We start from the raw sequence: 26,250 nt of genomic DNA, 5'->3' as shown, positions 1-26,250 counted from the left end.
CATGGCCGTTCCCGAGATCAACGAGCAGGAGTTCGAGCGCGAGGTGCTCCGCAGCGAGTTGCCCGTGCTCATCGATTTCACCGCCACCTGGTGCGGGCCGTGCAAGACGGTCGCGCCCGAGGTCGACGCCATCGCGCGCGAGCTCGAGGGCAAGGCCAAGGTGGTCAAGGTCGACATCGACCGGTCGAAGCGCATCGCCACAACGCTGCGCATCCAGGCCGTCCCGACGTTCATGGTCTTTCATCGAGGCCGCCCGGTGGCCGCCGAGCAGGGCGTCCTCAACCGCAAGCAGCTCCGCGAGCTGCTCGATCCGTTCCTCCCGCGCGCCGAGGGCGCCATCCGGGCGGCCGAGCTGGCGCAGCTGATCCGGGAGGGCCAGGTGGTCCCCGTGGACACGCGCGAGACCCCCGCCTACGGCCGCGCCCACATCCCGGGCGCTGTGCACATCCCGATCGAGGAGATCGAGGGCCGGCTCGCCGAGCTCCACATGCTGGCCGGCGCGCCGGTGCTCTACTGCCGCTCCGGCGACAAGTCGAAGGACGTCGCCGCGAAGCTCGCCGAGGAGGGCGTGCCCGTCGCGTTCCTCGAGGGCGGCTTTCTCTCGTGGGAGGCCGAGGCGCTCCCGATCCAGCGCCCCGACTGACCGCTGCCGAACGCTGCGCCGCTCGGCGAGCACGGCGCCTCGCGGCGGCACCTGCGTGGGGCGGCGTTACCCCTTGGCGGCCGACAGCGCCGCCGAGACGACCTCGCGCACCGGCACGCCGTGCGTCCTCGCCGCCGCGGCGCAATCGTCGAACTCCGGCTTGATCTGCGGCGGCCCGAACGGCCCCTCGCTGATCTTCACCCGGATGGCTCCGTACGCCGTCTGCACGGTGGTGATCCGCCGCGGCCGCTCGGTGCGCGCGACAGGGATCTTCCGTAGCCCGATGCTGGTCGTCTCGCGGAGCAGCGCCGTCGCGACGGCGTCGGCCTGGGGGGCGGCCGCGAGCGCGGCGATCGTCAGGGCGGGGCGCCCTTTCTTCATGGTGATCGGCGCCGCCCAGGCGTCGAGCGCGCCCGCCGCGAACAGCGCCTCGATCGCGTGCCCTGCCACCTCGCCCGTCAGATCGTCGACGTTCGCCTCGACGAGCACGTGCGACGCGCTGCCGACGCTCTCCTCGCCGCCCGTGCGCGTCCCGAGCACGACCCGCAGCAGGTTGGGGCGGTCCGGCAGCTCGCGCTGACCGGCGCCGAAGCCGATCCGATCGGGGGCGAACGTCGGCCAGCGCTCGAACCGGGTCGCCAGCGTGGCGATGATGGCCGCGCCGGTGGGCGTGACCAGCTCGGCGTCGAGCTCGACGCCGTAGGTCGGGACGCCGCGGAGGCACGCGACCGCCGCGGGCGGCGGCAGCGGGAGGATCCCGTGCCGCGCCTTCACGAACCCGCGCCCCATGGGCAGCGGCGATCCGACGACCTCCGCCCCGATGTGCACGATCGCCGCGGCGGAGCCCACGATGTCGACGATCGCATCGACGGCGCCGACCTCGTGGAAGTGCACGTCCTCGAGGCGGATCCGGTGCACGGCGGCCTCCGCCTCGCCGAGGCGCCGGAAGATCCGGCGTGCCAGCGCGGCGACGGGTGGATCGAGCGGCGCGGCGGCGAGCATGGCGTCGATGGATCCGTAGGTGCGCTCTGGCTGCGGCGCCTCGACGTGCACGTCGAACGAGGTCGCCACGATGCCGCTCCGATGGGCGTGCCCGCGGTGCAGGTGGAACCCATCGAGCGGCAGCGCGGCGACGGCGCGCTCGATGACGAGGAGGGGCACCCCGAGATCGAGCAGCGCGGCGATGGTCATGTCGCCCGCGATCCCGCTGAACGCGTCGAAGAACAGGACCTTGCCCGCGCCCGCGCCCTCCTCGAGGAGCGGCGCGCGCGGATGGTCGTGCCCGTGGTGGTGGTGCCCTCCGTGCGCGTGCCCGTGGTCGTGCTCGTCTCCGTGCGCGTGGTGGTGGTGCCCTCCGTGCGCGTGCTCGTCTCCGTGCGCGTGGTGGTGGTGATGGCCTCCGTGCGCGTGCCCGTGGTCGGGATGGCCCCCGTGCGCGTGCTCGTGGTGGTGATGGCCTCCGTGCGCGTGCCCGTGCTCGTCTCCGTGCACATCCCCGTGCGCGTGGTCGTGATCGTGCCCGTGTCCCATCTCTCGCCTTCTCCGTTCCCCGGGCGCCTTCGCGGCGCGGCGCTCCGGCGATCGCGCTCGCTCCGCGCTACTCCTTCGGCAACATGCGATGCACCACCATCGCCGCGCCGAAGCCGCTGTCGATGTTGACCACGGCGACGCCGGAGGCACACGACGTGAGCATGCCGAAGAGCGCGGTGAAGCCGCTCAGGGCAGCGCCGTAGCCGACCGACGTCGGCACCGCGACGACCGGCGCCGCAACAAGCCCGCCGACCACGCTCGGCAGCGCGCCTTCCATGCCCGCGACAACGATCACCGCCGACGCCTTGCGCAGCTCCTCGACGCGATGGAGGAAGCGGTGCAGCCCCGCGACCCCCACGTCGTACAGCCGCTTCGCCTCGAGGCCCACGGCGCGCAGGGTCTCGATGGCCTCCTCGGCGACCGGGAGATCGCTCGTGCCCGCCGTCACGACGGCGACCGTCCCGGCGGCGCGCTTCGGCGGCGGCGCGACCTCGATGCTGCCGGTCCGCGCGAGGGGCACATAACGGAACGCGGGCACGAGCGCCGAGACCGCCGCGCCCTTCGCGGCGTCGACCCGGGTCACGAGCACGTTCTGCCCTGCCCCCGAGATCTCCCCGGCGATCAGGGCGATCTGCTCGGGTGTCTTCCCTTCGCCGAAGATCACCTCGGGGACGCCCTGCCTGAGCGCGCGGTGGTGATCGACGGTCGCGACGCCCAGGTCCCGGAAAGGCAGCCCCCGGAGGGCATCGAGCGCCTCCTCGACGGCAAGCTCGCCGGTCCGAACGCGCTCAAGCATCTCCCGGACGAGGCGCGGCTCCATGTGCGCAGCCGCTTAGCGCGGCGGCGTCCCCAGGGCAAACGTTCCGCCCCGCCTGCCCAGCCGCACTCGGAAGAGCCCTGGCGTGGGCCGCTCGAGCCGTCCTGGTCAGGAAAAGGTCCAGGCACTTTGCTCAGGAGGGGGCGACAGGACTACTTTCGGCGCCGCGTGCCCGCCTTCGTCGCTCCCCTCGTCGGCTTTGCTCTCGGCGCGCTGCTCGCCTGGTTCAGCGCTGCAGCCCCTCACCGCCTGGGCGCGCTGCGCGCGGCGGAGCCTCGGCTAGCGCCGGGCGCGCGCGCTCGGCCGCTCGTGCTCGTCTCCCTGTTCGCCTGCCTCGTCTTCGCGCCGGTTTGCGCGTACTTCCTCGTGTTCGCCCCTGACTGGAGCTTCGCGTACCTCGTCGACACGCGCCGCATCCCGTCCGCCGTCGACCTCGTGCTCGTCCTCGTCAACGCCGCCTCGGTGCCCGCCGGCTTCGCCGCCGCGAATCGCTTCGCCGGGAGCGCTGGCGGCAGGTGGACCGCCCAGCGCGCGGTCCGCGCGCTCGCCGTCCTCGCCGGCGCGCCGCTGTCGATCGCCCTGCTTGCCGTCGTGGCCCTGTCGCGGCGGCTCGCGCTCGACGGCACCTACCGGCAGGTCGAGGGCGACTTCGGCGTCCACCCGGTCGCCGGCGGCCCGCTCGGCTATGCGCTCCTCTGGATGTACACCATGCTGGCCGCCGGCTTCGCGGCCACCGTGAGCGCCCTCCTCCGGCGCGAGCCCGCGGAGGGCGGGCCGAAGGCCGAGCCCTCCCCCGGCGCGCGCCCCCGCGCCGCCCCGAGCGAGCCGGCGCCTGAGGTCGTTCCGCCCCGGCCCGCCTCGGCACGCCCTCAGCGGCGGCTCGGCGTCGGTAGCGGAGGGCGCTCCAACCGGCCGGGCTGAGACTCCCCCCCCCCGCGCGCGGGGGGGGAGCGCGCCGCGAGGCGACCGCGTCACCGCGTTGACGGAGCCAGCCCGCTCCACCACCCTGTCGCCCCATGTCCGAACGAGCCCGCGTGGAGCAGCAGGTCGAGGAACTCATGGAGCTCGCCGAGCAGGTCGTGACGCGCGCCAGGAAGGGCGGCGCCGACGTCGCGGAGGCGATCGCCCGCTCCGGCTCCGAGCTCACCACCAAGGTGCGCCTCGGCGAGCCCGAGCTCGTCGAGGAGGCCGTCCACAAGGGCCTCGGCATGAGGATCATCAAGAAGCAGCGCGTCGCGCTGACCTCGACGTCCGACCTCACGCCCCGCGGCATCGATCGCTTCGTGGCGGACGCGCTGGAGCTCGCCGACATCTCCCAGGAGGACGCGTTCGCCGGCCCCGCCGATCCGGAGCTCATCGCCAAGGGGCCCTTCCCCGCGCTCGATCTCTACGATCCCTCCGGCGGGGAGGTCACGGCCGCGCAGGCGATCGACATCGCGCGCCGAGGCGAGCAGGCCGCGCGCGACGCCGACCCGCGGATCACGAACAGCGAGGGCGCGACGTTCTCGCGGAGCGCGGGCGCCTTCGCCCTCGTCCTGTCCGGCGGGTTCCGCGGCGGCTTCGCCGGCTCGTACGCGCAGCTCGTTGTCTCCCCGATCGCCGACGACAGCGGCGACAAGAAGCGCCGCGGCTTCTACTTCACCGGCCGGCGCCACCTCGCCGACCTGGACGCCCCGGACGCCGTGGGCCGCGAGGCGGCGCGCCGGACGCTGCGCAAGCTCGGCGCCCGCAAGGTCCCGACCTGCGAGGCGCCCGTCGTCTTCGACCCGGACGTCGCCCGGTCGATGCTCGGGTTGCTCGGCTCCTGCATCATGGGCAGCTCGATCTGGCGCAAGTCGAGCTACCTCGTCGGCCGCGAGGAGACGCGCATCGCCAGCGATCTCATCACGATCGTCGACGATCCGCTGATCCCGCGCGCGCCCGGCTCGCGCCCGTTCGACGGCGAGGGCCTCCTCGCCCGGCGCAACGTCGTGGTCGAGCAAGGCGTCCTGAAGACTTACCTCTGCGACAGCTACAGCGGCCGGAAGCTCAAGCGCCCGCCGACCGCCAGCGCCTCGCGCGGCGCTGGCGGCGGCGTCGGGCCGTCCACGTCGAACTTCCTCCTCCAGCCCACCTCCACGCCAGCGGCGGAGATCGTGCGTTCCACGCCGCGCGGGCTGTACGTCACCGAGATGATGGGCTTCGGCTTCAACGCCGTGACCGGCGACTTCTCCCGGGGTGCGTCCGGCTTCTGGATCGAGAACGGAGAGCTCGCTTACCCCGTGAGCGAGGTGACCATCTCGCTGAACCTCGACGAGCTCTTGCAGCGGATCGACGCCGTCGGGGACGACCTCGATCTCCGGACGTCGACGTGCTCGCCGACGTTCCGGGTCTCCTCCATGACCATCGCTGGAAGCTGAAGCGCTCCGTCCGAGGAGCCATGCTCCTCGAGCGCGTCTTCCTCCAGGAGACGCCGACGCGGACCCTGCAGCGGGGTTGCGAGCGACCCATCAACCGGCCCCGGGTTGTGCTGCGGGAGGGGGTTCTGACCTCAGCGGCTCGCTCTGCACTGCTGCGGCTGTGCTGCGGCTCCTGGCGGAGCCTGCTCGGGCGCGACCGGCCGTCCTAGCCCAGCCTCTTCTGCCGGGCGTAGGACGGCCGGGGGCCCTGGCTCAGCGTGAAGACCCGCCTGCGGCGAGGCTCCGCGGCGGCTCTTCCGACGCCGGACCGCTCGCCGCCTGGAGCGGCGTCGCCGTCTGCGCGGCCGCTTCGGGCATGAGGAAGCCCTTCAGCTGCTGCGCGTCGCTTCGGCCGATCCGGCCGACGAACGACGGCAGGCTGATCGGCTCATCCGACAAAGCGACGAACGTCCCCTGCGAGTTCGCTCGATGGAGCGCCTCGAAGAGGGAGGGGACGTCCACGTCGCTGGACACCGCCCGCACGTCGACGATGTACACGTCCGCGGGGTCCGCCCCCGCGAAGATCAGCGCGTCATACGGGTGGCTCGCGTGCCGGATGGGCACGCCTTCCCCGAGGGCTCGCGCCACGTGGGCCATCGTATCCTTGGTGCCGATGGCCATCATCGACTTGGAGGTCGCCTTGGCGAGCTCCCGGGGCACCGAATAGCCCCACGCACGGAGGAACTCGGCCACGTCCGCGGCCTTGAAGCGCAAGTGTCTCCCCGGCGTACGGAAATGGGCAATCCTCCCTCGATCTACCCAGTTATGGATTGTCTTCAAGTCGACCTCGCACAAGGCTGCGAGGTCCGATGCCGTCAACAGCTTTTCACGAACACCAGCCATCGCCGAACTCCACGCGAAAGGCACCTGCCGCACAGCTCGCGTTCACAGCGCGGCAGCGTCTCCTCAGGTGGCGGCCCCCCCACCCGTCTGTCTACTCGATTGAAACCTAGCTCTCATAGACGGGTCCGTCACCCGCTTTGCTCGAATTTTCTCGGCCCCATGGCGAGTTCGCCCCGCGCGGAGGCAAACTCCCCATCCTTCAGGGGATCTCCTGGTTCATTATGTTCACGCGACCGGGCGTCGGCCAGCTGGTCGCGAAGGAGCCAGCCGAGCCGTCTGGAGCGTGCGGAGCGACGCGGGCCAGGCTCATCCCCGGCTTTGGCGTGGGCGCGGCGGGCGACCTGGACAAGACAGCACCTCCTCGATCCTTCAATTTGAGCGGTTCTCCCGAGTTCGACAGCCCATGGTTGCCAAGTTTTGGCACGCGGAGAAGAAGCGTCTCGGGAGCAGACGGAGGGTCGAGCTCATCATCAGAAACGTAGTCCTCGTTGACGACCAGAGCGTACGCGCCGGGCATGAGGGAAATAGGGGGCAATTCGGTCTCACCACCCACATCGGCGAGTACAACCCCTGTGAGCTCAGCAGGGACGTCACCGTCATTGTAGAGCTCGACCCACTCCTGTCCTGGCTCCGGCCCGACGGGGTTTGCCAGCACCTCGTTGATGATCACATGGGGCATGGGGGCGAGCGTCATGGCCGAGAACGTCCGGCGCTCCACGACCCCGGCGTTGTCGACGGTCGCAATGGCGAGCTCCACGGGGCTCAAGGGCGGCAGTGGAGCGAGGACGAACGGCTCGCCCGGCGGCACCGCGAGGACTTCGTCGAGCCCCGCGCCCGCGATCGCCCAGAGCAGCGGCGCATCCGCCGAACGAACGAGAATCCGATCGTCGGCGATCTGGGCACAGCCCGGCCCGAGCGCGAGCTCGTCCGGCGCGCACGCCGTCGCGATGGCTGGAAGCGGATCCGATTCCAGCATAAACGGACGCGGATCGAGGCTCACCGCCGCCGGCTCGCCCGGGAGCGCGACCGGAGGCCCCACGAGGCGCAAGCCGTCGGTGTCGGGCGGCGCCGTGGCGGTTGGCTCCCCCTCGAAGCGCAGGCAGCGCGCGCCGATGTCGTCGACGGCGCCGCGGCGCAGCTCGCCCGCCGGTCCGCCAGGCGCGAGCGTCGCCGCGGCGACCACCTCCGGGAGGGGCGCGTCGCCGCACCACACCCCCAGGCCAAGGGTCGCGCCGGCGTCGGGCGGCGGCCAGAGCCGTGAGAGCACGGGCGGCGAGCCCTCGGTGGCGATCTGGATGTGGTGCGAGAACACAGGGCTGCCGCTCGCGATGGCGTAGGTCTCCCCGGGCGCGAGCGGGGCGAGCGGCGCCACGGTCAGCGAGAGGTCGCCAGGGGGCGTCCCGTTCAGCCAGGCGATCGAGGGGACGACGCGCTCCGACAGCGCCGTCGACAGCTCGCCTCGCTCAATCTGCCGGAGATGCGCCGCGCTGAGCTTGCCGCGGACGACCAGCGCACGGGCGGGATCGACGCTCTCGAGCGCGACGCCCGGGAGGAGCACGCGCACCCGCAGCACCGGAGGCGCGGCGTCCAGCGGCGCGGGGGGCTCGATCTGGAGCTCGGGGCCGGCGTTTGTGGGGCCAGCGACGTTGGCGTCCTCTTCGTCACCGCCCTCATCGAGTTGCGGGGGGACGACGAGCTCCGGCGCGCAGGACAGGGGTGAGGCCACGAGCGGCGCGAGCGCAAGCGGCAGTGCGCGTAACGCGCGGGGGGTCCACGAGGGGTGAATCGGGCAACGATGGGTCATGACGCGGAGTTCGGCGGGAGCTCGCGGCCGGTTGCTCGACGTCGCTTTCTTTTTTCGAGGCCGCTACCCTCGCCCCGCATGGCCCCCGAGGACATCAAGAAGCTCCGGCAGGAGCTCGGCTGCACGGCCCGCGAGCTCGCCGGAGCGCTGGGCATCGAGCAGGAGACCGTGCTCGCGTGGGAGCACGGAGATCTCTTTCCCACGAAGCGCTTCGTGGGAATGATGGAGGATCTGCGACGGAAAGGTCCGGAGGCGATCCCCCGCAAGAAGAGGAAACAGGTCGCCGCCTCGCCGCTCCAGATGCTCGCCGATCCCGAGCTCTGGCGGCTCTTCCGCAAGCTCCTCGCCCACCCCGAGCTGAGGAGCGCCGCAACGAAGCTGGCCGAGGCCTATCCCGATCCGACGGATGCTCCACCGCCGTGAGCGACGGGGCGACGCGCTGGACGCTCAGACGAGGATGAACGTTCAGTCATCGTCCTCGTCATCTTCGTCGTCCTCGTCTTCATCATCTTCGTCGTCCTCGTCTTCGTCCTCGTCGTCCTCCTCGTCATCATCGTCTTCGTCTTCGTCCTCGTCGTCCTCCTCCTCGTCGTCGCCCTCCTCCTCGTCTTCGTCGTCTTCGTCGCCCTCCTCCTCGTCTTCGTCGCCCTCCTCGTCTTCGTCGTCCTCCTCGTCGTCTTCGTCGTCTTCATCCTCGTCGCGCTGTTCATCCGCGACATCGTTGGCGTGCTGGAAAGCGTCCTTCTCAGCAGCCTCACCAAGCGCTGCGTCCGCTCCCACGACAGAGATCTCTTCAGGCATTTCGTCTTCCCTTGCTTCCATCGCGACCTCTCCCTCCCGCGGCGCAGCAGACGACGCGCCGACGTCTTCCGATAGGTTTTCCCCCGCACTGGCGGCGACGCTCGTCCGGATCGATCCCTCCGCGCCGGCGAAGCTCTCCTGTCCGGACGTCACCACCCCCGTCTCGGGCGGCTCTTCGCCGAGCTCGCGCTCATAGGCGCGGCGCGACTCGTCGGTCAGCTCGGTGAACTCGCGCAGGGTGGGCAGCTCGCCGAGCGCCTTCAGGCCGAAGAACTCGAGGAACTGCGCCGTCGTGCCGTACAGCATAGGGCGCCCAGGCTCGTCCTTTTTGCCCAGGATCCTCACGAGATCACGCTCCAGGAGCGACTTGAGCGCCGCGCCGGAGTCCACGCCGCGGATCTCGTCGATCTCGGGCCGCGTGATCGGTTGCCGGTACGCGACGATCGCGAGCGTCTCGGTCTGGGCGCGAGACATCTTGACCGGCTTCTGCTCTGTCACCTCGCGAACGAAGGGCGCAAATGCGGCGCTCGTGCGAAAGACATACCCTCCGGCGACCTCGTCCAGGCGAAACCCTCGCCCGTCGTACTCCGCGACGAGCTCGGCCAGCAACTCTCGCACGACGCGGTGCTCTGCATTCGCCGAGCGCGCGAGCTCCCGGGCCGGCACCGGTCGCTCCGCCACGAAGATGAGCGCTTCCAGCACTCCCTTCAGGTGCTTGCGCGCGACGGCAGAGAGCCCGGGCGCCGTGGTCGCGCTCCGGACCGGAACGTCGGCGCGGCGCGCCGGATGACCGAGCTGGTCCCATGCGCCAGCGCGGAAGCGAGCGACCGGATCTTGCCGCGTCCCTCTCGATACGCGCGGCTCCTTCTTCCCGCCCCTCGGCCGCTTCGTTCCGCCGAGCCACGCGTGCGCCGCTGCCCTCAGCCGCGCCGGCGTGGCCTGCGCGCTCGCCCTCGCCGGCGTGCCCTGCCCTGCCGTCTTCGGCGCGCGTGGCTCCTTCTTCCCGCCCCCCCTCGGCCGCTTTGTTCCGCCGAGCCACGCGTGCGCCGCCGCCCTCAGCCGCGCCGGCGTGGCCTGCGCGCTCGCCTTCGCCGGCGTGCCCTGCCCTGCCGTCTTCGGCGCGCGTGGCTCCTTCTTCCCGCCCCCCCTCGGCCGCTTCGTTCCGCCGAGCCACGCGTGCGCCGCTGCCCTCAACCGCGCCGGCGTGGCCTGCGCGCTCGCCTTCGCCAGCGTGCCCTGCCCTGTCGTCTTCGGCGCACGCGGCTCCTTCTTCCCGCCCCTCGGCCGCTTCGTTTCGCCGAGCCATGCGTGCGCCGCCGCCCTCAGCCGCGCCGATGCGCCCTGTCCTGTCGTCGTCTTTGCTATGCGCCGCCGCTTCGCCGCGGCATCAGCCACCGTCACGGCCACTCCCCGCGTCTACCTCATCCACCTCTGCCGGCGGCGCTGCGAAGTCCTCTGCGGCCGAGTGCGCATTCGGGTCCACGACCGCATCGCGCTCCGCCTCTCCCGGAGCCGGGTCGGCATCACCTTCCACCGCTTCCATCGCAGGCTCGCCCGCTGCGGCGTCGTCCGCACGACTCGTCTCCTCCGCGGCCCCGGGGAGGTCCGTCGCCGATGCTTCGCCGCTCGATTCCTCAGCTGGCTCGGCCAGCTCCTCAGCTGGCTCGGCCAGCTCCTCAGCTGGCTCGGCCAGCTCCTCAGCTGGCTCGGCCAGCTCCGACCACGCCGGTTCGCCGCTCGTTGGCTCAACGGCCTCCGCCAGCTCCGCGTCCCCCGCCTCGACGTTCCGCTCTTCCACGGGCTCAGCCAGCTCCGACCACGCGGGTTCGCGGCTCGACTCCTCCGCTGCCTCCGCGGGCTCCGGCTCTGCTGCTTCGGCGCTGACTTCCTCCAGCGGCTCCACAGGCACAGGCTCAGCCAGCTCCGACCATGACGGTTCGCTGCTCGACTCCTCCGCTGCCTCCGCGGGCTCCGGTTCTGCCGCCTCGGCGCTGACGTCCTCCAGCGGCTCCACAGGCTCCACAGGCTCGGCCGGCTCGGGCCACGCCGGTTCGCTGCTCGACTCCTCCGCTGCCTCCGCGGGCTCCGGTTCTGCCGCCTCGGCGCTGACGTCCTCCAGCGGCTCCACAAGCTCCACAGGCTCGGCCGGCTCGGGCCACGCCGGTTCGCTGCTCGACTCCTCCGCGGGCTCCGGTTCTGCCGCCTCGGCGCTGACGTCCTCCACCTGCTCCACGGGCTCGACCGGCTCCAGGCTCTCCGGTGCGACGCCCGACGCCCCCGCGGGCTCCGCTCCCGACGGCGCTCCGCTCGTCGGCTCGACCGGCTCGACGAGCTCCGGCCCGGCCGGCTCGCTTCGCCCCACCTCGACGGCCTCCGCCTTCTCGCCCTCGGCGGCAGCAGGCGGCGCTCCTGCCCCCTCGCTCCCCGCCGTCTCGATCCGCTCCGCCGTCGGCGCGCCGTCCTCGGAGCCGTCAAATGCCATCGGCACGCCGTCCTCGGAGCCGTCAAACACCACCGGCGCGCCATCGGCGACCGCGAGCTGGATGTGAATGGGCGCCAGCGGGTCCGTCTGGTGGACCCGGATGAGCCTCAGCTTGCACATCTCGAGCACGGCCAGGAACGTGATCACGACCTCGAAGCGCGGGATCACCCCCCCCTTCGAGACGCTGTCGAGCAGCAGATCCTCGAACCGCATGGCGCGCCGCGCCGAGAGCTTCTCCGTGAGCTCGACGATGCGATCCGTGATGCTGATGCGATCGAAGACGACCTCATGATCAATCTGGACGTTCGTCCGCTTCAGCACCCGCTCGAAGGCGTCCAGCAGGCTGAAGATCGCCGTCTGCGCGAACGGAGCCGGGCCCTTGGGCACCTCGCTCTCGCTCATGCCGCGCGTGAACACGTCGCGCCCGAGCGTCCCGCGCTCGGCCAGGTCGGCTGCGGCGACCTTGTACTTCTGGTACTCGAGGAGCCGCCGGACGAGCTCCGCCCGCGGATCCTCCTCCTCGCCCGGCATCCCGTCGTCGTCCTGCCCCGCAGGCACGCTCGGCAGCAGCATCTTCGACTTGATGTGCGTCAGCGTCGCCGCCATCACGAGGTACTCGCTCGCGAGGTCGATCGACAGCGACCGCATGAGCTTCAGGTACTCGAGGTATTTTTCCGTGACGAAGCTCACGGGGATGTCGAGGATGTCGAGCTCGTGCTGCTGGATGAGGTGAAGCAGCAGGTCGAGCGGCCCCTCGAACGTGGGAAGCGTGACGACGTACTCGCCCTCGCGCGGCCCTGCGTCGGCCGCCGGCGAGTCGATCTCCCGGGCCGGCGAGGCGACCTCCCGGGCCGGCGAGGGGGCGGCCTGGCGCGCGGCGGGCGCAGGGGCGGCACCCGCGTTGCCGCGCCCTCTGCCGTTGCGCGCCCGTGCTGCACTCGCCTTGGAACCGCTCACGCCGCGACCGTAGTCGCAAGGCGCCGGTCGGTCCACGTCCGAGCGTCCTCGGGCGCCGCGGCGCGCCGAAACGCCGCTCCGTCCGAGAATTTATGGCGGGAGCGGTGCTAGGATCAGCGCCGTCGATGGAGCCGTCCCCCGCGAAGAGCTGCCCCTCGTGCGGTGAGCGCTACGACGCGGGCGTCCTCTATTGCCCGCGCGATGGCACCCCGCTCGCGAGCTCGCGCAAGAGCCCCACGTTCGGCGCCGCGGAGCGCGACCCGTACGTGGGCATCACGCTCGGCGGGCAGATCCAGACCCGCCACCTCATCGGCATCGGCTCGATGGGCCGCGTCTACCGCGCTTTCCAGGCCGGGATCGAGCGCGACGTGGCCGTGAAGATCCTCCACCGCGAGCTCAGCAGCAACGCAGAGCTCGTGAGCCGCTTCCACCGCGAGGCCAAGATCGCGAGCCGGCTGGTCCACCCGAACGTGGTCCAGGTCCTCATGACCGGGAGCGTGCCCTCAGCGGCCGACCCCCGGATCGGCGGGGAGCTCTACCTCGTCATGGAGCACCTCGACGGCATCTCGCTGCTCTCCGCGCTCGCCGCGGCAGGGGCAGGTGGCGAGAGCGAGGCGCTGCCGCTCCCGAGGGCGCTCCACATCGCCCTCCAGGTGTGCGACGCGGTCGGCGAGGCGCACGCGCAGGGCATCGTCCACCGGGACCTCAAGCCCGAGAACATCATGCTCGTCCGCCGCAGCGAGGACCCGGATTACGTGAAGGTGCTCGACTTCGGCATCGCCCGCCTCGACTGGGCCGACAAGGCGATGACCACCCAGGCGGGGCTCATCTTCGGCACCGCCAAGTACATCTCGCCCGAAGGCGCCGAAGGGCAGCGGGTCGGTCCGCCGGCGGACGTCTACTCCATCGCGACGATGCTGTACCAGTGCCTCGCGGGGCGCGCCCCGTTCGAGGGCGACTCGCCGGTCGCGCTCCTCGTCCAGCACACGCACGCCCCGCCGGCGGACCTGCGCAGCATCGCGCGCTCCAGCTACGTGCCCGAGCCCATCGCGCGGATCGTGATGCAGAACCTCGCCAAGAAGCCCTCGGACCGGGCCCCCGACGCGCGCGCCCTCGGCCGCGACCTCGCCCTCGCCGTCCGGGCGAGCGGGCTCGACCCCGAGGAGATCGCCGCCCAGCCCGGGCTCCTGCGCGCCAGCGCGGTCATGAAGCTGGCCTCGAAGTCGCGCACCAAATCGCTCGATCTCTCCCCCGCGCTCGCCGCCCAGATCGGCGGCATCGCCGCGCCGACGCTCGAGAGCGCCCACATCGGCGACCTCGAGCCCCGCCTCCCGGGGGGCGACGCGGCGCGCTACAGCGACCCCGCGTCGCATCGCCGCGAGGAGGAGCGCTCCTCCGCCAGCGGCGCCGAGCGCGCTTCGTCCAGCTCGTTCAGCTCGGCGCCCTCGTGGACAACGCCGCTCGCAGCGTCGTCCCAGGCCGAGCGGCCTTCGAGCGGCGGGCGGTTCGGCGGCGCGCTCGCCGAACCGGCGGAGCGGCTCGACGCCGGAGCGCGCGCATCGTGGGGCCCCGCTCGCCACGGCGGCGCGGCGGACGAGCCCGCGCGCACGGCGATCGGCCTCGGCATCGATCCCATGCGCGACGCTGCGCCCGTCCCGTCGACCATGCAAGGCGTCGAGTCCGCCGCGCCGCCGCTCCCCCGTCGGGCGATGATCGCGCGCGCGACCGCCCTCCTCGCGTGCGCCAGCGCGGTGGGGTTCGTCGTGTTCCTCGGCGGGCGGCACCTCGGCGCCTTCGGGGGGCCGTCCGCGCGCGACACCATCGAAGGGCACATCGAGCGCGCGCGCGACTGCATGGGCAGGCACGCCTGGGACACCCCGCCCCGCGAGAACGTCAAGGAGATCGTCTCGCAGGCGCTCGCGCGGTGGCCAGGAGACGCGCGCCTCGCCGAGCTCCGCCGCGAGTCGTCCGAGCGCATCGTCGCCGACGCCCTCGGGCGGAAATACGCCGGCGACAAGGCCGGCGCCATCCAGCTCGCGAAGCTCGCGCTCGAGCTGCAGCCGACGCTCACCACCGCCCAGCACCTCGTCGCCGAGCTCTCCGGGGGCCCGCCGGGCGCCGCCCCGGCGCCGCCCCCTCAGGTCGCTCCACAGAGCTCGGGGACACAGGCCGCAGGCCCCGACCGCAGGCCTGCGCCGCGCCGCCCCGCGCCGGCCGAGGCCCGCGGCGCTCCTCAGGGGCAGCCGCCGGCGCCCGTCCCCCGGGGCGCGCCGGCCCCGTTCCCGACGCCGGGAGGCGCGGGTTCGCCCGACGGCACCGGCGCTGCCTCGCCGCCGGCCAGCGCCGCGCCAACCCCGGTCCTGCCTCCCTCGCCGCCGCCGCTGCCCACGGACGCCGCCTCGCCGCTCCCCTCGTCGACGGGTCCATGGCTATAATCCAGAGAACGTGAGTCCAGGCGGCCGGTACCCGACGTCGCAAGCGCCCTCCGACGCCCGCGCCGGGCAGGGCGGCCGGGCAGCGCTGGCGGGGCGTGACAGCGCGCGATCAGCGAGCGTGCGCTCGCGCGGCGCCGCGTGCGCCGCCGCGCTCGCCGCGCTCGCCGCGCTCCTGATCTCCACACCCGGCCGCGCCGACGAGAGCAGGGCCGCCCGCCGCGCGGTCGCCGCGCGCGAGCGCGGTTTCCCCTACACCATGGTGGAGGTGAGCAGCGGCGTGATGACGCTCCCTGGCGCCGACGTCTGCCCCGTCTCGGTGTCTCCGGGCGCCTGCGAGCAGGGCGAGACGAGCGTCTCCCTCGGCATCCACAACCTCTACCGCTGGCGCGACATCGGCTTCGGCGCAGGCATCTTCTGGGCGGCGACGCTGACCTCCGACGCCGCGCGCGGCGCGCGCAGCCTCGAGCGCGATCACGCGCGCAGCTACTTCATGCTCGATGGGCTGTTTCGCTATTACGCCCTCCGCATCCACAGCTCGGAGTGGTGGGCCGGCGTGACGATCGGCGGCGTCGTCGTCAACGACTCGTGGTCGGTCGAGGCCGATCGCAACCCCTATTCGGACACGGCGTATGTCGGGCCCAGGGCGGCGACGATCGGCACCGAAGGCGTCGCCGCTGGGCTCGCGTTCGGCGGCGACTGGGCCTTCGCCGACAACTGGAGCGTCGGGAGCCACATCCGCTACTCGAGCTGGTTCCTCCCCGAGAAGCGCAAGGTCTCCCCGACCGGCGATCTCGCCTCGCTCTCCCAGCGCGTCGACATGTTCAACATCGGCGTCCTGATCGCGTACCGCCTCGCGCTCTGACGCCGCGCCGGGCGCCGCCGGCAGCGCCGCGCGCTGTGACGCCGCGCTCCGCTCGGCGGGCGGCAGTTGACGCGACATCGCCAGGTCGGTACGCCTGCCCGGCCGTTTCCATCCTGCGAGGAGCCCCCGATGCCGCTGAATCTCTCGAAGGTCGGCTACACGACCCAGCCCAGCGCGTTCACCTTCAACTGGAAGACCCTGGCCACCTACGCGCTCGGGATCGGCGCCAAGCGCGAGGAGCTCGAGTACCTGTACGAGGGCACGCCGGGGGGCATGAAGGTCTACCCCACGTTCGGCGTGATCCCCTCCCAGGGGACGGTGTTCGAGGCGCTCGAGGCGGCCGGGGCCGAGCTGGCGCTCATCGTCCACGGAGGGCAGACGCTCCGGGTGCACCGCCCGCTCCCGACGAGCGGGACGCTGTTCACGACCGCCACGCTGACGGGCATCTACGACCTCAAGAAGTTCGCGCAGGTGATCGTCGAGACGAAGACGACGCTCGACGGCGAGCCGCTCTTCGACACGGTGTGGTCGATCATCGTGCGCGGCGTCGGCGGCTTCGGCGGACCGCGCCCGCCGCACGCCGAGTCGGAGGCCCCCGTGCCGAAGGACCGCGAGCCGGACTGGGTCGTCGAGCAGGCGACGACGCCCGAGCAGGCGCTGCTGTACCGGCTCTCGGGCGACGACAACCCGCTGCACGCCGATCCGGAGGTCGCGGCGAAGGCGAGCTTCACGCAAGGCCCGATCCTGCACGGCCTCTGCACGTACGGCTTCGCGGCGCGCGCGATCATCCAGAAGGCGGCGGGCGGCGACGCGAGCCGGCTGCGGGCGTACGGCGCGCAGTTCCGCAAGCCGGTGTGGCCGGGCGACACCCTCATCACGCGAGGCTGGGCGCTGGCCGGCGGCAAGGTCGCGGTGGTCACCTCTGTCAAGGAACGCCCCGATCCGGTGCTCACGAGCGCGTGGGCGGAGATCGGCTGACGGCCGGCGTGGTCGCGTGCTAAGGGCCGAGGCCCGGATCAGGGAAGCTTTATGAGCAAGACGAGCGAGAAGGACAGGGCCAAGGACGACGAGGACCTCGACGACGAGGCCGGGTCGGCCGACGAAGGCAACGACGACGGCGAGGAGGAAGAGGCGAAGGCCACCGCGGCCCGCGGCCGTGGCCACGGCCACGCGCACGACGACGACGACGCAGAGGACGACGGCGCGGAGCCGGAAGATCCGTACTGGTGGGCGCCGCACGCCGTGCTGAGCGCGCTCGTGCTGATCGGCCTCCTCGGCTTCTTCGGCATGTTCAACAAGACGCCGCTCGCTCGGCTCGCGGCCCCTGTCGCCCCGGAGCCCGACGAGCACGAGCACGCCACCGCCGCCGCTCCGCCGCCCGCTCCCACACCCCGCCCTGCACAGGCGGCGCAGGCGCCGAGGGAGATGTTCGGCGCGAAGCACCTGCTCGTCATGTACAAGGGGAGCCGCCGAGCGCCCCCGACCATCGAGCGCACGAAGGACGAAGCCAAGGCCCGCGCGACCGAGGCCATGACGAAGGCCAAGGCCGATCCGAGCAAGTTCGCGGACGTCGTGAAGGAGTACTCGGACGAGCCGGGCGCGGACAAGCGCGGCGGCGACCTCGGCAAGTTCCCGAAGGGCGCGATGGTCCCGGAGTTCCAGGCGGGCCTCGAGAAGATCAAGGTCGGCGAGGTGAGCGACCTCGTCGAGACGGCCTTCGGCTACCACGTCATCCTCCGCACGCAGTGAGCGCACGGCGCCGCCCGGGCCGCGGCGCGCGGCGCCACAGCGTCGCGAGCCCCGGGCGGCTCGACCCCTCCCGCGGCGATCAGCGCGCGGGCGCGGTGACGAGCTTCTTCAGCCTCGCCGTCTTCTCTTCCTTGGTCAGCGTCAGCTTGGCGTGCTCGTCGGCCGTCATGCCGTTGCGGAGCACGCGGGCCTCGTCGCCGATGCCGTAGACGGTCTTGTCGGCGCGCGCGAACACCCACTCGGTCGCGGAGCCCTCGCCGTCCTTGCTCATGAGGCGCACCGAGCCGTCGCCGATGCCCTTCTCCCTGGCCGCGCCCGGTAGCTTCGCCAGCGTCGACACCACGTCCTTGGCCTGGTCGACGTCGCCGCGCACGACCGCGACCACGCGGTAGCGCTTGTCGACCTCCTTGTAGTAGCCGAACGCGCCGGGCCCAGCGCCATCCACCCCGAGCACGTCCTTGGTCTCGTAGCGGATCCCGAGCGGGATCATGTTGTCCCTGGGCAGCGCCGCCGCGGCGGGCGGCAGCGACGGCTCGCCGGGCAGCTTCGCGCCCATCTCCTTCACGAGCCCAGGCAGGACCTTCTCGCTCGACGACTTGAGCGCCGCCTCGGCCAGCGCCTCGTCGTTGTAGGTGATCTCGGCGAGGTACTGCCCGCGCCAGAGGTACGCGTTGCCGACCCCCATCGCGGCCGCGCCGCCCCCCTCGATCGGGCGCGGCGTCGCCTCGTCGGCGGGGTCGCCGTCGCCCACGGTGCGCTTCGTGAACATCCCGTAAGCGCCCTCCGTGGATCCGAATTTCGAGAGGTGGACGTCGACGGTCGCGGAGCCGCCCTCGCCGCTCACGTACCGCGCCTCGACGACCCGCCGCACGCCGAATCCCTTGTAGATCTCGCACTCCCCGTCGAACATGTCGCAGATGCTGTCGAGCGGCAGGGGCGCCGATTCGCCGAACGTCTTCTCCCCGCCGTTCGGGTCGAGGCAGAACCCGCCCGTCGTGCGCGGGAAGAACGGCGCGCTCGCCGCGTCGCCGATCGTCCCGCCGCCGCCGGCGCAGGCGGCCGGCTTCGCGGCAGGCGGAGGCGGCGGCGGCGCCCCGAGGGGCTCTTCCTTCTTGCTGCAGCCCGAAGCCAGCGCGGCCGCGAGCGCGCCGGCCAGCAGCGCGCAGTTCCACGCAGGGGAGCGCAACGGCCTCCCGGAGCACGCGCGCGTCGCGCGGCTCGCGCGAGTCGGAACTGACGCGCTGTGGTCCAAGGGGCCTCTCGGTGAACACCTTTCGGGCGGGAATCGCATGGCCCGTTCGCCTTGCACCTTTTTTCATAGCGCCGCAATCGTTAGCGCCCGCGGCGAATCGCTTTGAGAGATTCACCATGAAGTTCAATGGCTTAGCGCATCCCGTCGAGGGCATGCAGCTTGCCTTTGCCGAGCCTTTGGTGCGCCCTACCTCCTGTTCGCGACGTCCCCCTCGTGATTCCGAAAGGCCGCGGGCTTGCTCTCCGGGGCAGCGCGCGCTGCGCCGCCGTGGCGCGCGCGGCTTCACCCTGCCGGAGCTGCTCGCGGTGGTGGTCCTCATCGGCATCCTGGCAGCCGCGGCGTCGCCGAGCTTCGTGAGCGGCATGCGCGATCGCCGCGTGAACCGGACGGCGATGGAGATCAGCGGCATCTACCGGCTCGCGCGCTACCAGGCGATCGGGCGCGGGACGGCGGTCCTCGTGCGGTGGACCGCCTCGACGGGCGAGTTCCAGGTGCGGCAGGCGCAGGTCGATAGCACCCCCGCCGGCCCGATGATCGCGAAGAGCTGCCTCAGCGTCGTCGACTGGATGAACGCGGCCGAGACCGAGCCGGTCACGACGTTCCACACCGAGGGCGTCGAGCTGGCGTCGATGCAGCTGCTCGATCCCACCGGCACGGCGCGCGCCGACGCCGACGTCTGCTTCACGCCGCGCGGGCGGACGTTCGTCCGCTACGACCCCAGCACGGGGTTCGCGCCGCTGCTCGGCGCGCTCCGGGTCAACGTGACCAACACGAGGACCGGCCTCCTGCGCTCGGTCTTCGTCCCGCCGAACGGCGTCGCGAGGCTCGGGCTGTGAGCGCGGCGCGTGCGAGGAGGGCGGCGAGCCGCGGCTACACGCTCATCGAGGTCATGGCGGCGCTCGGCGTGCTCGCGATCGGCGCCACCGGCGTGCTCGCGCTGCAGAAGGCGACGCTCATCAGCAACACGAACGCGCGCAACCTCGCGATCGCCAACAGCATCGCCATGACCTGGGCAGAGCGGCTGCGGGTGGACGCGCTCCAGTGGAACGAGCCCCTGACCGACCCCGACACCGACCTCGGTACCGACACCAACTGGCTCGCGCTCAGCACCACCGCCCCGTTCACGAAGGTGACCCCCACGGAGATCACCGCGCTCGGGTCGCCGAGCGCCGACGTGCTCGGGGCCGACATCTACCCGGGCGACACGTCGGCGTCCGCGTTCTGCACGCACGTCCGCTTCCGCCAGTTCACCGATGCCGTGTCGGGCGCGCCGATCTGGGACAGCCTCATCCGCGCCGAGATCCGCGTCGTCTGGGAGCGCAACGGGAACCCGATCAACTGCACGATCATCACCCCGTTCGACGTCGATACGGCCCCGGGGCGCTTCGGCGCGGTTTACCTGACGACCGGCGTGCTCCGGAACACGAGCGAGCGATGAAGACGACCCGACACATCATCCACCACCCTCCGCGCGCGCGGGCCTCAGGACAGCGAGGCTTCACGCTCGTGGAGCTGCTCGTGGCGATGGCGGCCGGCCTCGTCGTGTCGCTGGCGGCCTTCCTGCTCTCGAAGAACGCGACGCGCTTCTTCCAGAACGAGGCGAGGGCCTCCGCCTCGCACCTCGCGGCGACGATCGGGATGAACCGGCTCACCGCGGACCTGCAGCGCGCGGGCTATCTCTCGTCGCCCAACATCCTCCTGGACCCGGAGGTCTGTCAGGTCCCGGCCTCGCCGGTCGGCCTGAGGCGCCTCGCCGGGATCTCGATCTTGCGTCAAGGGTCGGAGTTCCTCCACGGGACGGAGCTCAGCCAGAGCATCGCCAACGGGCTGCACCCCGACTCCATCATCATCGGCGGCAGCTTGAACAGCACCGAGCTGTTCGAGTTCAGGAAGATCAGCGATGAGTCGGGCGACTGGATCGTCGAGCTCAACCCGAGCAGCACCGCCGTGCAGCGCACGCTGGAGCGCGCGCGGGGCGGCGGGCAGAGCCTGACCCAGATCTTCGCTCCTCACCGCTTCCTGCGCATCATGGTCCGCGGTCAGGAGAAGTTCCTGTATGGCGTCATCGATCAGGTCAACGTGGTCGGCGATCCGCCCATCACGATCTCCATCCTGCTGAAGGCTGATCCCGGCCTGCCGACGCTGGTCGGGCTCGCCGATTGCGGCGTGACCCCCGGCGGCTCCACCGGCGACGGAGGATGGGTGAACGTCGTCTCCCGCGTCCGCTACGACATCCGGAGCCTCGCCAGCAAGGGGACGGCCTACGACCCTCTCGTGGCGCCCGTCACGCCGTCGCTCACCGGCGACAACGGCCGCACCGAGCTCGTGCGGGTCGAGCTCGACGAGAACGATGCGGAGCTCCCGGACACGCTCGAGCTCATCGCGGAGTACGCCGTCGATCTGAAGTTCGGGATCTCCGTCGCGCAGGAGAGCACCACCCCTGGAGTGACCAATCCGCAGATCACGCGGTATCCCATCCTGGCGACCGACAACGCGCTCGTGTACAGCACCGCCGCCGCGCTCGATGCTGGACCGCCCGGCACGCCGCAGCGCGTGCGGGCGGTCCAGGTCCGGCTCTCGACCCGCACCCGGGCGCCCGATCGCGACGTCGGTCTCCCCGTCCCCGTGGGCCCGGATGGCCGCAGGCTCAGGTTCCTGATCCCCGGCATCGTCGCCAGCGCCAACACCTATGGGAACACGGCGCCCTCGGGATCGCCGCCTGTCTATGCCCGGATGCGCACGCTCTACGCCGACATCGCGCTCCCCAACCAGGCCTACGTCCAATGGTGAACGCAAGCATCGCCCGGTCCCGCCGGCGCTCCCGTGAACGGGGCGCCGCCGTCTTCATCGTCGTGCTGGTCATCACGATGCTCACCGCCATCGGCCTGTTCGCGGCCCACGCGGCCACGCTGTCGACCATCGCCAGCGGCAACGAGCGCCGGATGACGCAGACCCACTATCTCACCGAGTACGCGATGCAGCTCGCGATCGCCGAGATCGAGCAGAAGGGAGGCCTGGAGATGATCCCCAGGTCGACGACCTGCTCGGTCGCCACCAGCGAGTGCTGGCCGCTCCTGCCGCACACGTTCGGCGCGGCAGAGCCGCTCCTGGAGGAGCCCACGGCCGGCCCGTCGGAGACGCCCGGGAGCCTTGGTCGCGCCGCCGTCCAGTGGATCGCCAAGGTGGAGATCACTGATAAGATAAGGCCTGCGATAGGGAACCGCGCCGGCAGCGACATGGGCGGCCCGAACCCGGTGAGCGTCGATTACTGCACGGTCACCATGAGCGCGCGTCTCATCGCCTGGCCCGGCGGCTCTGCCATCGCGACGGCGGGCAGCCAGGAATCCATGTCTGTCGTTGCCGATATCCTTTGCTCGAAGTGACGAACCGGAGCGCACGATGCGAAACCTGACGAAGGTCCTTGTCACCATGAGCTCCGCGGCGACGCTCGGCCTCATCGCGGGGCGCGCACGCGCGCAGGCGATGGATGTGGAGCCGCCGCTGCCCAACGTGCTCTTGCTCGTCGACACGTCGGGCTCGATGGAGAAGACGGTGGCGGGCGGAGAGCCGGACTGCAACCCGGGCACTCCCCCCGCCTCCGAGGCCCTGAAGAGCCGCTGGACGAAGCTCGTCGAGTCGCTCACGGGCCCGATCCAGAACTTCAGCTGCGTCGCGCAGCCCCGCACGGGCGCCGCGTTCGTCAACGAGTTCAGCCTTGGGGGAGAGCCGCCCTACGACAGGAACTACTACGTCCCGTTCCATCGCATGATCTCGGGCCACTGCACGAAGGGCCCTGGGGCGACCTACGATCTGGTGGGAGAGCATCGCTGGGACAACGCGGCCACTCCTTGTACGACGCCGTTCGCACAGCTCAACTCCGGCCTGCTCGACGTCTATCAGGATCGGATCCGGTTCTCGCTCATGACGTTCGACACGCTCCCCGACGCGAGCACCGGGCTCCTCTCCGGTGTTCCCGATCCGGTGGGCGGCATCGAGGGGATGTGGAGCTACTTCCTCGGGTTCGAGAGCGGCGCGGGATACCCGGCGCGGGGCAACCCGCCCGCCTGCGCTGCCGCGGACATGGAGGTCGGCGCCAGGAACCCGTCCGCGCCGCTCTGGGAAGGGCCGCTCATCCCCTTCCCGACCTACACGGCGGACACCACCGAGATCCGCAGCGTGAACGAGAGCATCCAGAACGCGCTCATCGCGGCGCGCCCCTACGGCGCGACGCCGCTCGCCGGGATGCTTTCCGACGCGCGCGACTACATCCTGAACGAGGCCTCGACCTGGAAGAGCCGGCCGCTCGGGCCGCGCGACGATCCGTTCATCAGCGGCGGCTGCCGCAAGACCTCGATCGTGCTCATCTCCGACGGCGAGCCGAACCTCGACCTGCGCCCGACCTGCACGCAGGGCGCCGGCCCCGGCCCCGAAGGGACGGGCTGTCCCTACGAGGAGCCGCAGGTCATCGCGCACTCGCTCAACACCCACGTCAACCCGAACCGGCGCGTGCCGACCTATACCGTCGGGTTCGGCCTCTCCACGGAGGCGGGCACCGACTGCTCGACGATCTCCTCGTCCGATTTCCTGGCCGGCGGGCGCTGCGACGGCGCGTCCGGCGCGCTCAAGGCGTGCTGCACGCTCTCGCGCATCGCCATCGAGGGCGGGACCGACCGCGGCTATTTCCCGAACGACGCCAACGAGCTCTCCGCGGTGATGTCGCGGATCTTCGCGCAGATCGCCGCGAACTCGACGAGCCGCACCCTCCCCGTCTTCGCCAACGCGGCCACGACCGCGAACACCGGGAGCACCGCCGCGGGGGTCGCCTACCAGTTCGCCTCCTCGTTCAGCCCGCCGCCGGACGGCTCGCTCTGGAGCGGCAACCTCGAGCGCAAGCGCTTCGTCTGCGAGTCGGTGAGCGGCGTCATGACGACGCAGCTGGAGGACATCGACCCCGGCAAGGGCGATGACTTCGCGGCCAACGTCAACTCGAACACCGGGCAGCCGCGGCGGTTCTTTACCGTGATCGGCGACCTCGACACCACCGCGCAGCGCATCTGGTCGAGCCGGAGCATCCGCCCCGAGGCCGCGGCCGCGAACGCGGACAATCTCAGCGACTACGCGGGCACGGTGACCGGCAGCGGCGCGCCCGCGCAGGCGACGGCGTTCGCGACCGATCTCGCCAGCGCGTCCCGCGCGCTCGATCTCGATCCCAGCGCGGCAATCCCGCCGCAGTGCTCGGGCGGCCTGCAGGCGACCAACGCCGGGGACTGCGCCCGGCGCCTCATCGAGTGGGAGGTCGGCGCGCCGATGCCCTCGGGCGTCGCCTCCCGCGAGGGCAACGTGCTCGGCAGCATCTATCACTCCACGCCGGTCGTCGTGGGGCCGCCGAACGACTACATCCCCGACGAGTCCTACCGGGCCTTCGCGGAGCACCCCGATCAGGCGAACCGGCCGCTCGTGCTCTACACGGCGACGACCGACGGGCAGCTGCACGCCTTCCAGGTGACCGCGGCGACCGCGTCGGACCCGCTCAAGGTGGACAAGGTCGCGAACAACGAGCTCTGGTCGTTCCTGCCGCCACACGTGCTCCCCCGGCTGCTCGCGACGTTCAACCAGCAATCGCTGCTGCTCGACGGCGCGCCCGTCGTGAAGAACGTCGTCTTCGAGCGCACGTCGGCGCACGTGAGCAGCGCCAGCGCGACCTGGAACACCGTGCTCGTCGCCGGCGGCGGCGCGGGCGGCAGCTTCTACTACGCGCTCGACGTGACGAACCCGAAGGCGCCGCGGTTCCTCTGGCAGCTCTCCACGGACAAGGCCGGCAACCCGCTGTTCGGCGACGCGACGCCGACGCCGGCGATCGGCATGGTGGAGATGCAGGACGGCGGTCATATCAAGGAGATCGCGGTCGCCATCCTGCCCGGCGGCTCTGCCCCGCTCGACACGAGCCAGCCCGCGTGCAACCGGCAGAACACGACGCACCCGCTCTTCTATCCGACGGGCACCCTGGCGGTCCGCGACTCGGTCCGGTGCTGGGGCAGCGCGGGCAGCGGCGGCCTCGTCGGCCCGTCGCGCTCGCTCACGATCGTCCGGCTCGACACGGGCGAGATCATCCGCACGTTCCGGGGCCACCTCGACGAGGCCCCGGCCGGGCTCGGCTCGAGGCGCAAGGTGGTCGACTTCGACTCGCCGATCACCGGCGTCCCCGTGCCGTTCCCGGCGGGCGTCGGCGAGGTCGCCGAGCGCATCTACGTCGGCGACGCCGACGGGACGCTCTGGCGCGTCAGCCTGACGAGCACCAACCCGGACAACTGGACCGTGGACCTCGCCTGGGACGCGTACTCGTTCCCGACCGACACCGCGGCGAGCAGCCAGCCGATCCAGACGACGCCGATCGTGAGCACCGATCCGCTCGGCAACAAGGTCATCCTGTTCTCCACCGGCGATCAGGAGGCGTTCACGGCGAGCGGCACCATCGAGACGCGGGTCTGGTCGATCACCGAGCGACCGCACAACAGCAGCCTCCGCTTCAGCGAGAACTGGGTCGTCCCCCTCATGGGCGGCCAGCGCGTGACCGGGCCCATCTCCCTCTTCAACGGCTGCGCGTACTTCGCGACGTTCACGCCCGTCGCCCCCGGGACCTACACGTGCGCGGACGGGCGCGGCTCGATCTGGGGCGTCGACTACCTGTTCGGCGCGCCGGGGACACCGGCCGCGCTCCCGAACGGCTGCCTCGTCCCGCACGATCCTAACGAACGCTTCGAGGATCAGTCGCCGGGCACCATCGTCTTCGGCGTGGCCGTGACCCAGAAGCCGACCTGCACGGACACGGGGGAGTACATCGATCCGTACTTCGGCCCGCAGACGATCGTCCGGCAGTCCACCCCGCCCGAGTACCAGCTTGTGTTCCACACCGGCGCCGCCGGCGACGCGGACGCCCAGGGGGGCGCGACGCGAACGAGCACGAGGACGCTGCAGCGGCCGCGCAAGGTCGTTAAGATCGACTCGTGGGCCACCCTCATCGAATGAAGCGAGCCGGCCTGTCACGCGCCGTCGGCGCGCTCGCCGCGCTCGTCACGTGCGCTTCGGCCGCGCCCGCCTGCCGCAGCGACGCCGGCGCGCCGGCGCCGGCGCCGCAGGCGAGCGAGGCCGCGGCCCCGAAGCCGCCGGTCGACCAGGCGCTGCCGGGCGAGCTCGCCGAGGGGGCCGAGCAGGCGTTCGGCCTGCCCATCCCGCGCCGCATGAAGGTGCGCGCGCGCTTCTCCGATGCCGTCTTCGCCGTCGGGGAAATCCCAGCCGAGCGGGTGGCGAACTACGTGCGCACGCGCGTCCTCGCCGGAAATGTCGAGACCGGCCCTGCGAAGACGATCTTCTCGCGCGCCACCGTGAAGAGCGCGCCGCAGCGGATGATCCGGATCGAGGTCGTCTCGCGCGCGCACACCTCGGAGCTTGTCGTCCGCGACGAGACCCGGCCGCCTGCGGAGCAGGGCCTGTCGGTCGAGGAGCGCTGGCGTCGCAGCGGGCTCACGCCGGACGGCAAGGTGATCGATCCCACCCACCTCGAGTGAGCACAGCGGCGGCGGCCTCGACCTCCCGCGCCGCGGGGCCCGCTGCGCCAGTCGACATCTACGACCTTTCGA

General features: G+C 71.8%; 21 protein-coding genes. 14 read left to right on the top strand and 7 right to left on the bottom strand.

Translation table 11 applies throughout. The features are described from left to right. Position 1: 1 nt before the first annotated feature. Positions 2–643 (top strand): thioredoxin, encoded by a 642-nt coding sequence (gene trxA / locus WMF14_RS11750; protein WP_044964524.1) that lies wholly within the window; start codon positions 2–4, stop codon positions 641–643. Positions 644–709: 66 nt separating this feature from the next. Here the strand turns inward: trxA and larC are convergent, their stop codons facing one another. Beyond that, complete coding sequence (gene larC / locus WMF14_RS11745; RefSeq protein ID WP_437800905.1) at positions 710–2,173, bottom strand: nickel pincer cofactor biosynthesis protein LarC; 1,464 nt, start codon at positions 2,171–2,173, stop codon at positions 710–712. Positions 2,174–2,240: 67 nt separating this feature from the next. Continuing rightward, entirely contained in the window at positions 2,241–2,993 is a 753-nt protein-coding gene (larB, locus tag WMF14_RS11740; RefSeq protein ID WP_437800903.1) for a nickel pincer cofactor biosynthesis protein LarB, read from the bottom strand. A gap of 165 nt (positions 2,994–3,158) precedes the next feature. Here larB and WMF14_RS11735 point away from each other — a divergent pair, with 165 nt between their 5' ends. Beyond that, entirely contained in the window at positions 3,159–3,911 is a 753-nt protein-coding gene (locus WMF14_RS11735; protein WP_437800901.1) for a hypothetical protein, read from the top strand. A gap of 95 nt (positions 3,912–4,006) precedes the next feature. Then, positions 4,007–5,389, top strand: a complete 1,383-nt coding sequence (locus tag WMF14_RS11730; protein ID WP_437800899.1) for a TldD/PmbA family protein — start codon at positions 4,007–4,009, stop codon at positions 5,387–5,389. Positions 5,390–5,641: 252 nt separating this feature from the next. On the opposite strand, the gene WMF14_RS11725 is transcribed toward WMF14_RS11730, so the two are convergent. Together WMF14_RS11725 and WMF14_RS11720 are read right to left on the bottom strand one after the other, a co-directional pair. Next, positions 5,642–6,271: a helix-turn-helix domain-containing protein gene (locus WMF14_RS11725; RefSeq protein WP_437328761.1), complete on the bottom strand. Its 630-nt coding sequence runs from the start codon at positions 6,269–6,271 to the stop codon at positions 5,642–5,644. 199 nt (positions 6,272–6,470) lie between these two features. Next, on the bottom strand, positions 6,471–7,997 hold the full coding sequence (locus WMF14_RS11720) for a lamin tail domain-containing protein (protein WP_437800898.1): 1,527 nt from the start codon (positions 7,995–7,997) through the stop codon (positions 6,471–6,473). 156 nt (positions 7,998–8,153) lie between these two features. Between WMF14_RS11720 and WMF14_RS11715 the strand changes: the two genes are divergently transcribed. Next, positions 8,154–8,498 (top strand): helix-turn-helix domain-containing protein, encoded by a 345-nt coding sequence (locus WMF14_RS11715; RefSeq protein WP_272101711.1) that lies wholly within the window; start codon positions 8,154–8,156, stop codon positions 8,496–8,498. Between the two features lie 42 nt (positions 8,499–8,540). Here WMF14_RS11715 and scpB read toward each other — a convergent pair whose 3' ends face one another. After that, positions 8,541–9,578, bottom strand: coding sequence for an SMC-Scp complex subunit ScpB (gene scpB, locus WMF14_RS11710; RefSeq protein ID WP_437804186.1), 1,038 nt, complete (start codon positions 9,576–9,578; stop codon positions 8,541–8,543). 685 nt (positions 9,579–10,263) lie between these two features. Then, positions 10,264–12,315 carry a segregation/condensation protein A gene (locus WMF14_RS11705; protein ID WP_437800895.1) on the bottom strand — a complete coding sequence of 684 codons (2,052 nt, stop codon included), beginning with the start codon at positions 12,313–12,315 and terminating at the stop codon, positions 10,264–10,266. A 125-nt stretch (positions 12,316–12,440) separates the two neighbouring features. Here WMF14_RS11705 and WMF14_RS11700 point away from each other — a divergent pair, with 125 nt between their 5' ends. The 4 genes from WMF14_RS11700 to WMF14_RS11685 all read left to right on the top strand — a co-directional run bounded on the left by WMF14_RS11700 (position 12,441) and on the right by WMF14_RS11685 (position 17,361). Then, the gene (locus WMF14_RS11700) at positions 12,441–14,750 is read left to right on the top strand and encodes a serine/threonine-protein kinase (protein ID WP_437800892.1); all 2,310 of its coding nucleotides are present in this window, start codon (positions 12,441–12,443) and stop codon (positions 14,748–14,750) included. 118 nt (positions 14,751–14,868) lie between these two features. After that, positions 14,869–15,612: a hypothetical protein gene (locus WMF14_RS11695; protein WP_437800890.1), complete on the top strand. Its 744-nt coding sequence runs from the start codon at positions 14,869–14,871 to the stop codon at positions 15,610–15,612. Between the two features lie 129 nt (positions 15,613–15,741). Then, on the top strand, positions 15,742–16,590 hold the full coding sequence (locus WMF14_RS11690) for a MaoC/PaaZ C-terminal domain-containing protein (protein ID WP_272101706.1): 849 nt from the start codon (positions 15,742–15,744) through the stop codon (positions 16,588–16,590). Between the two features lie 51 nt (positions 16,591–16,641). Next, positions 16,642–17,361 carry a peptidylprolyl isomerase gene (locus WMF14_RS11685; protein ID WP_437800888.1) on the top strand — a complete coding sequence of 240 codons (720 nt, stop codon included), beginning with the start codon at positions 16,642–16,644 and terminating at the stop codon, positions 17,359–17,361. 79 nt (positions 17,362–17,440) lie between these two features. On the opposite strand, the gene WMF14_RS11680 is transcribed toward WMF14_RS11685, so the two are convergent. Then, on the bottom strand, positions 17,441–18,547 hold the full coding sequence (locus tag WMF14_RS11680; RefSeq protein WP_437800886.1) for a DUF6599 family protein: 1,107 nt from the start codon (positions 18,545–18,547) through the stop codon (positions 17,441–17,443). Positions 18,548–18,729: 182 nt separating this feature from the next. On the opposite strand from WMF14_RS11680, the gene WMF14_RS11675 reads away from it, so the two are divergent. From WMF14_RS11675 to WMF14_RS11650, 6 genes are read left to right on the top strand one after another with little or no spacing between them, the layout of a single operon-like run. Further along, the gene (locus tag WMF14_RS11675; protein WP_437800884.1) at positions 18,730–19,449 is read left to right on the top strand and encodes a pilus assembly FimT family protein; all 720 of its coding nucleotides are present in this window, start codon (positions 18,730–18,732) and stop codon (positions 19,447–19,449) included. Then, positions 19,446–20,051: a type IV pilus modification PilV family protein gene (locus WMF14_RS11670; RefSeq protein WP_437800882.1), complete on the top strand. Its 606-nt coding sequence runs from the start codon at positions 19,446–19,448 to the stop codon at positions 20,049–20,051. Before WMF14_RS11675 ends, WMF14_RS11670 begins: the two co-directional genes overlap by 4 nt. Then, on the top strand, positions 20,048–21,403 hold the full coding sequence (locus WMF14_RS11665) for a PilW family protein (RefSeq protein ID WP_437800880.1): 1,356 nt from the start codon (positions 20,048–20,050) through the stop codon (positions 21,401–21,403). The genes WMF14_RS11670 and WMF14_RS11665 overlap by 4 nt, the downstream gene beginning before the upstream one ends. Then, on the top strand, positions 21,397–21,996 hold the full coding sequence (locus tag WMF14_RS11660; protein WP_437800878.1) for a hypothetical protein: 600 nt from the start codon (positions 21,397–21,399) through the stop codon (positions 21,994–21,996). Before WMF14_RS11665 ends, WMF14_RS11660 begins: the two co-directional genes overlap by 7 nt. Before the next feature lie 16 nt (positions 21,997–22,012). Further along, positions 22,013–25,639 (top strand): hypothetical protein, encoded by a 3,627-nt coding sequence (locus WMF14_RS11655; protein ID WP_437800876.1) that lies wholly within the window; start codon positions 22,013–22,015, stop codon positions 25,637–25,639. Continuing rightward, entirely contained in the window at positions 25,636–26,178 is a 543-nt protein-coding gene (locus tag WMF14_RS11650; protein ID WP_437800874.1) for a hypothetical protein, read from the top strand. Before WMF14_RS11655 ends, WMF14_RS11650 begins: the two co-directional genes overlap by 4 nt. Positions 26,179–26,250 lie beyond the last annotated feature (72 nt).

This window comes from Sorangium sp. So ce693, assembly GCF_051521375.1.
Taxonomy (GTDB): domain Bacteria; phylum Myxococcota_A; class Polyangia; order Polyangiales; family Polyangiaceae; genus Sorangium; species Sorangium atrum.
This window is presented reverse-complemented; position numbering and strand designations above follow the sequence as displayed.

Coding starts and splice junctions, on each gene's coding strand:
- trxA (WP_044964524.1), top strand. CDS start 2: ATGGCCGTTCCCGAGATCAACGAGCAGGAGTTCGAGCGCGAGGTGCTC.
- larC (WP_437800905.1), bottom strand. CDS start 2,173: ATGGGACACGGGCACGATCACGACCACGCGCACGGGGATGTGCACGGA.
- larB (WP_437800903.1), bottom strand. CDS start 2,993: ATGGAGCCGCGCCTCGTCCGGGAGATGCTTGAGCGCGTTCGGACCGGC.
- WMF14_RS11730 (WP_437800899.1), top strand. CDS start 4,007: ATGTCCGAACGAGCCCGCGTGGAGCAGCAGGTCGAGGAACTCATGGAG.
- WMF14_RS11725 (WP_437328761.1), bottom strand. CDS start 6,271: ATGGCTGGTGTTCGTGAAAAGCTGTTGACGGCATCGGACCTCGCAGCC.
- WMF14_RS11715 (WP_272101711.1), top strand. CDS start 8,154: ATGGCCCCCGAGGACATCAAGAAGCTCCGGCAGGAGCTCGGCTGCACG.
- WMF14_RS11700 (WP_437800892.1), top strand. CDS start 12,441: ATGGAGCCGTCCCCCGCGAAGAGCTGCCCCTCGTGCGGTGAGCGCTAC.
- WMF14_RS11690 (WP_272101706.1), top strand. CDS start 15,742: ATGCCGCTGAATCTCTCGAAGGTCGGCTACACGACCCAGCCCAGCGCG.
- WMF14_RS11685 (WP_437800888.1), top strand. CDS start 16,642: ATGAGCAAGACGAGCGAGAAGGACAGGGCCAAGGACGACGAGGACCTC.
- WMF14_RS11675 (WP_437800884.1), top strand. CDS start 18,730: ATGAAGTTCAATGGCTTAGCGCATCCCGTCGAGGGCATGCAGCTTGCC.
- WMF14_RS11665 (WP_437800880.1), top strand. CDS start 20,048: ATGAAGACGACCCGACACATCATCCACCACCCTCCGCGCGCGCGGGCC.
- WMF14_RS11660 (WP_437800878.1), top strand. CDS start 21,397: ATGGTGAACGCAAGCATCGCCCGGTCCCGCCGGCGCTCCCGTGAACGG.
- WMF14_RS11655 (WP_437800876.1), top strand. CDS start 22,013: ATGCGAAACCTGACGAAGGTCCTTGTCACCATGAGCTCCGCGGCGACG.
- WMF14_RS11650 (WP_437800874.1), top strand. CDS start 25,636: ATGAAGCGAGCCGGCCTGTCACGCGCCGTCGGCGCGCTCGCCGCGCTC.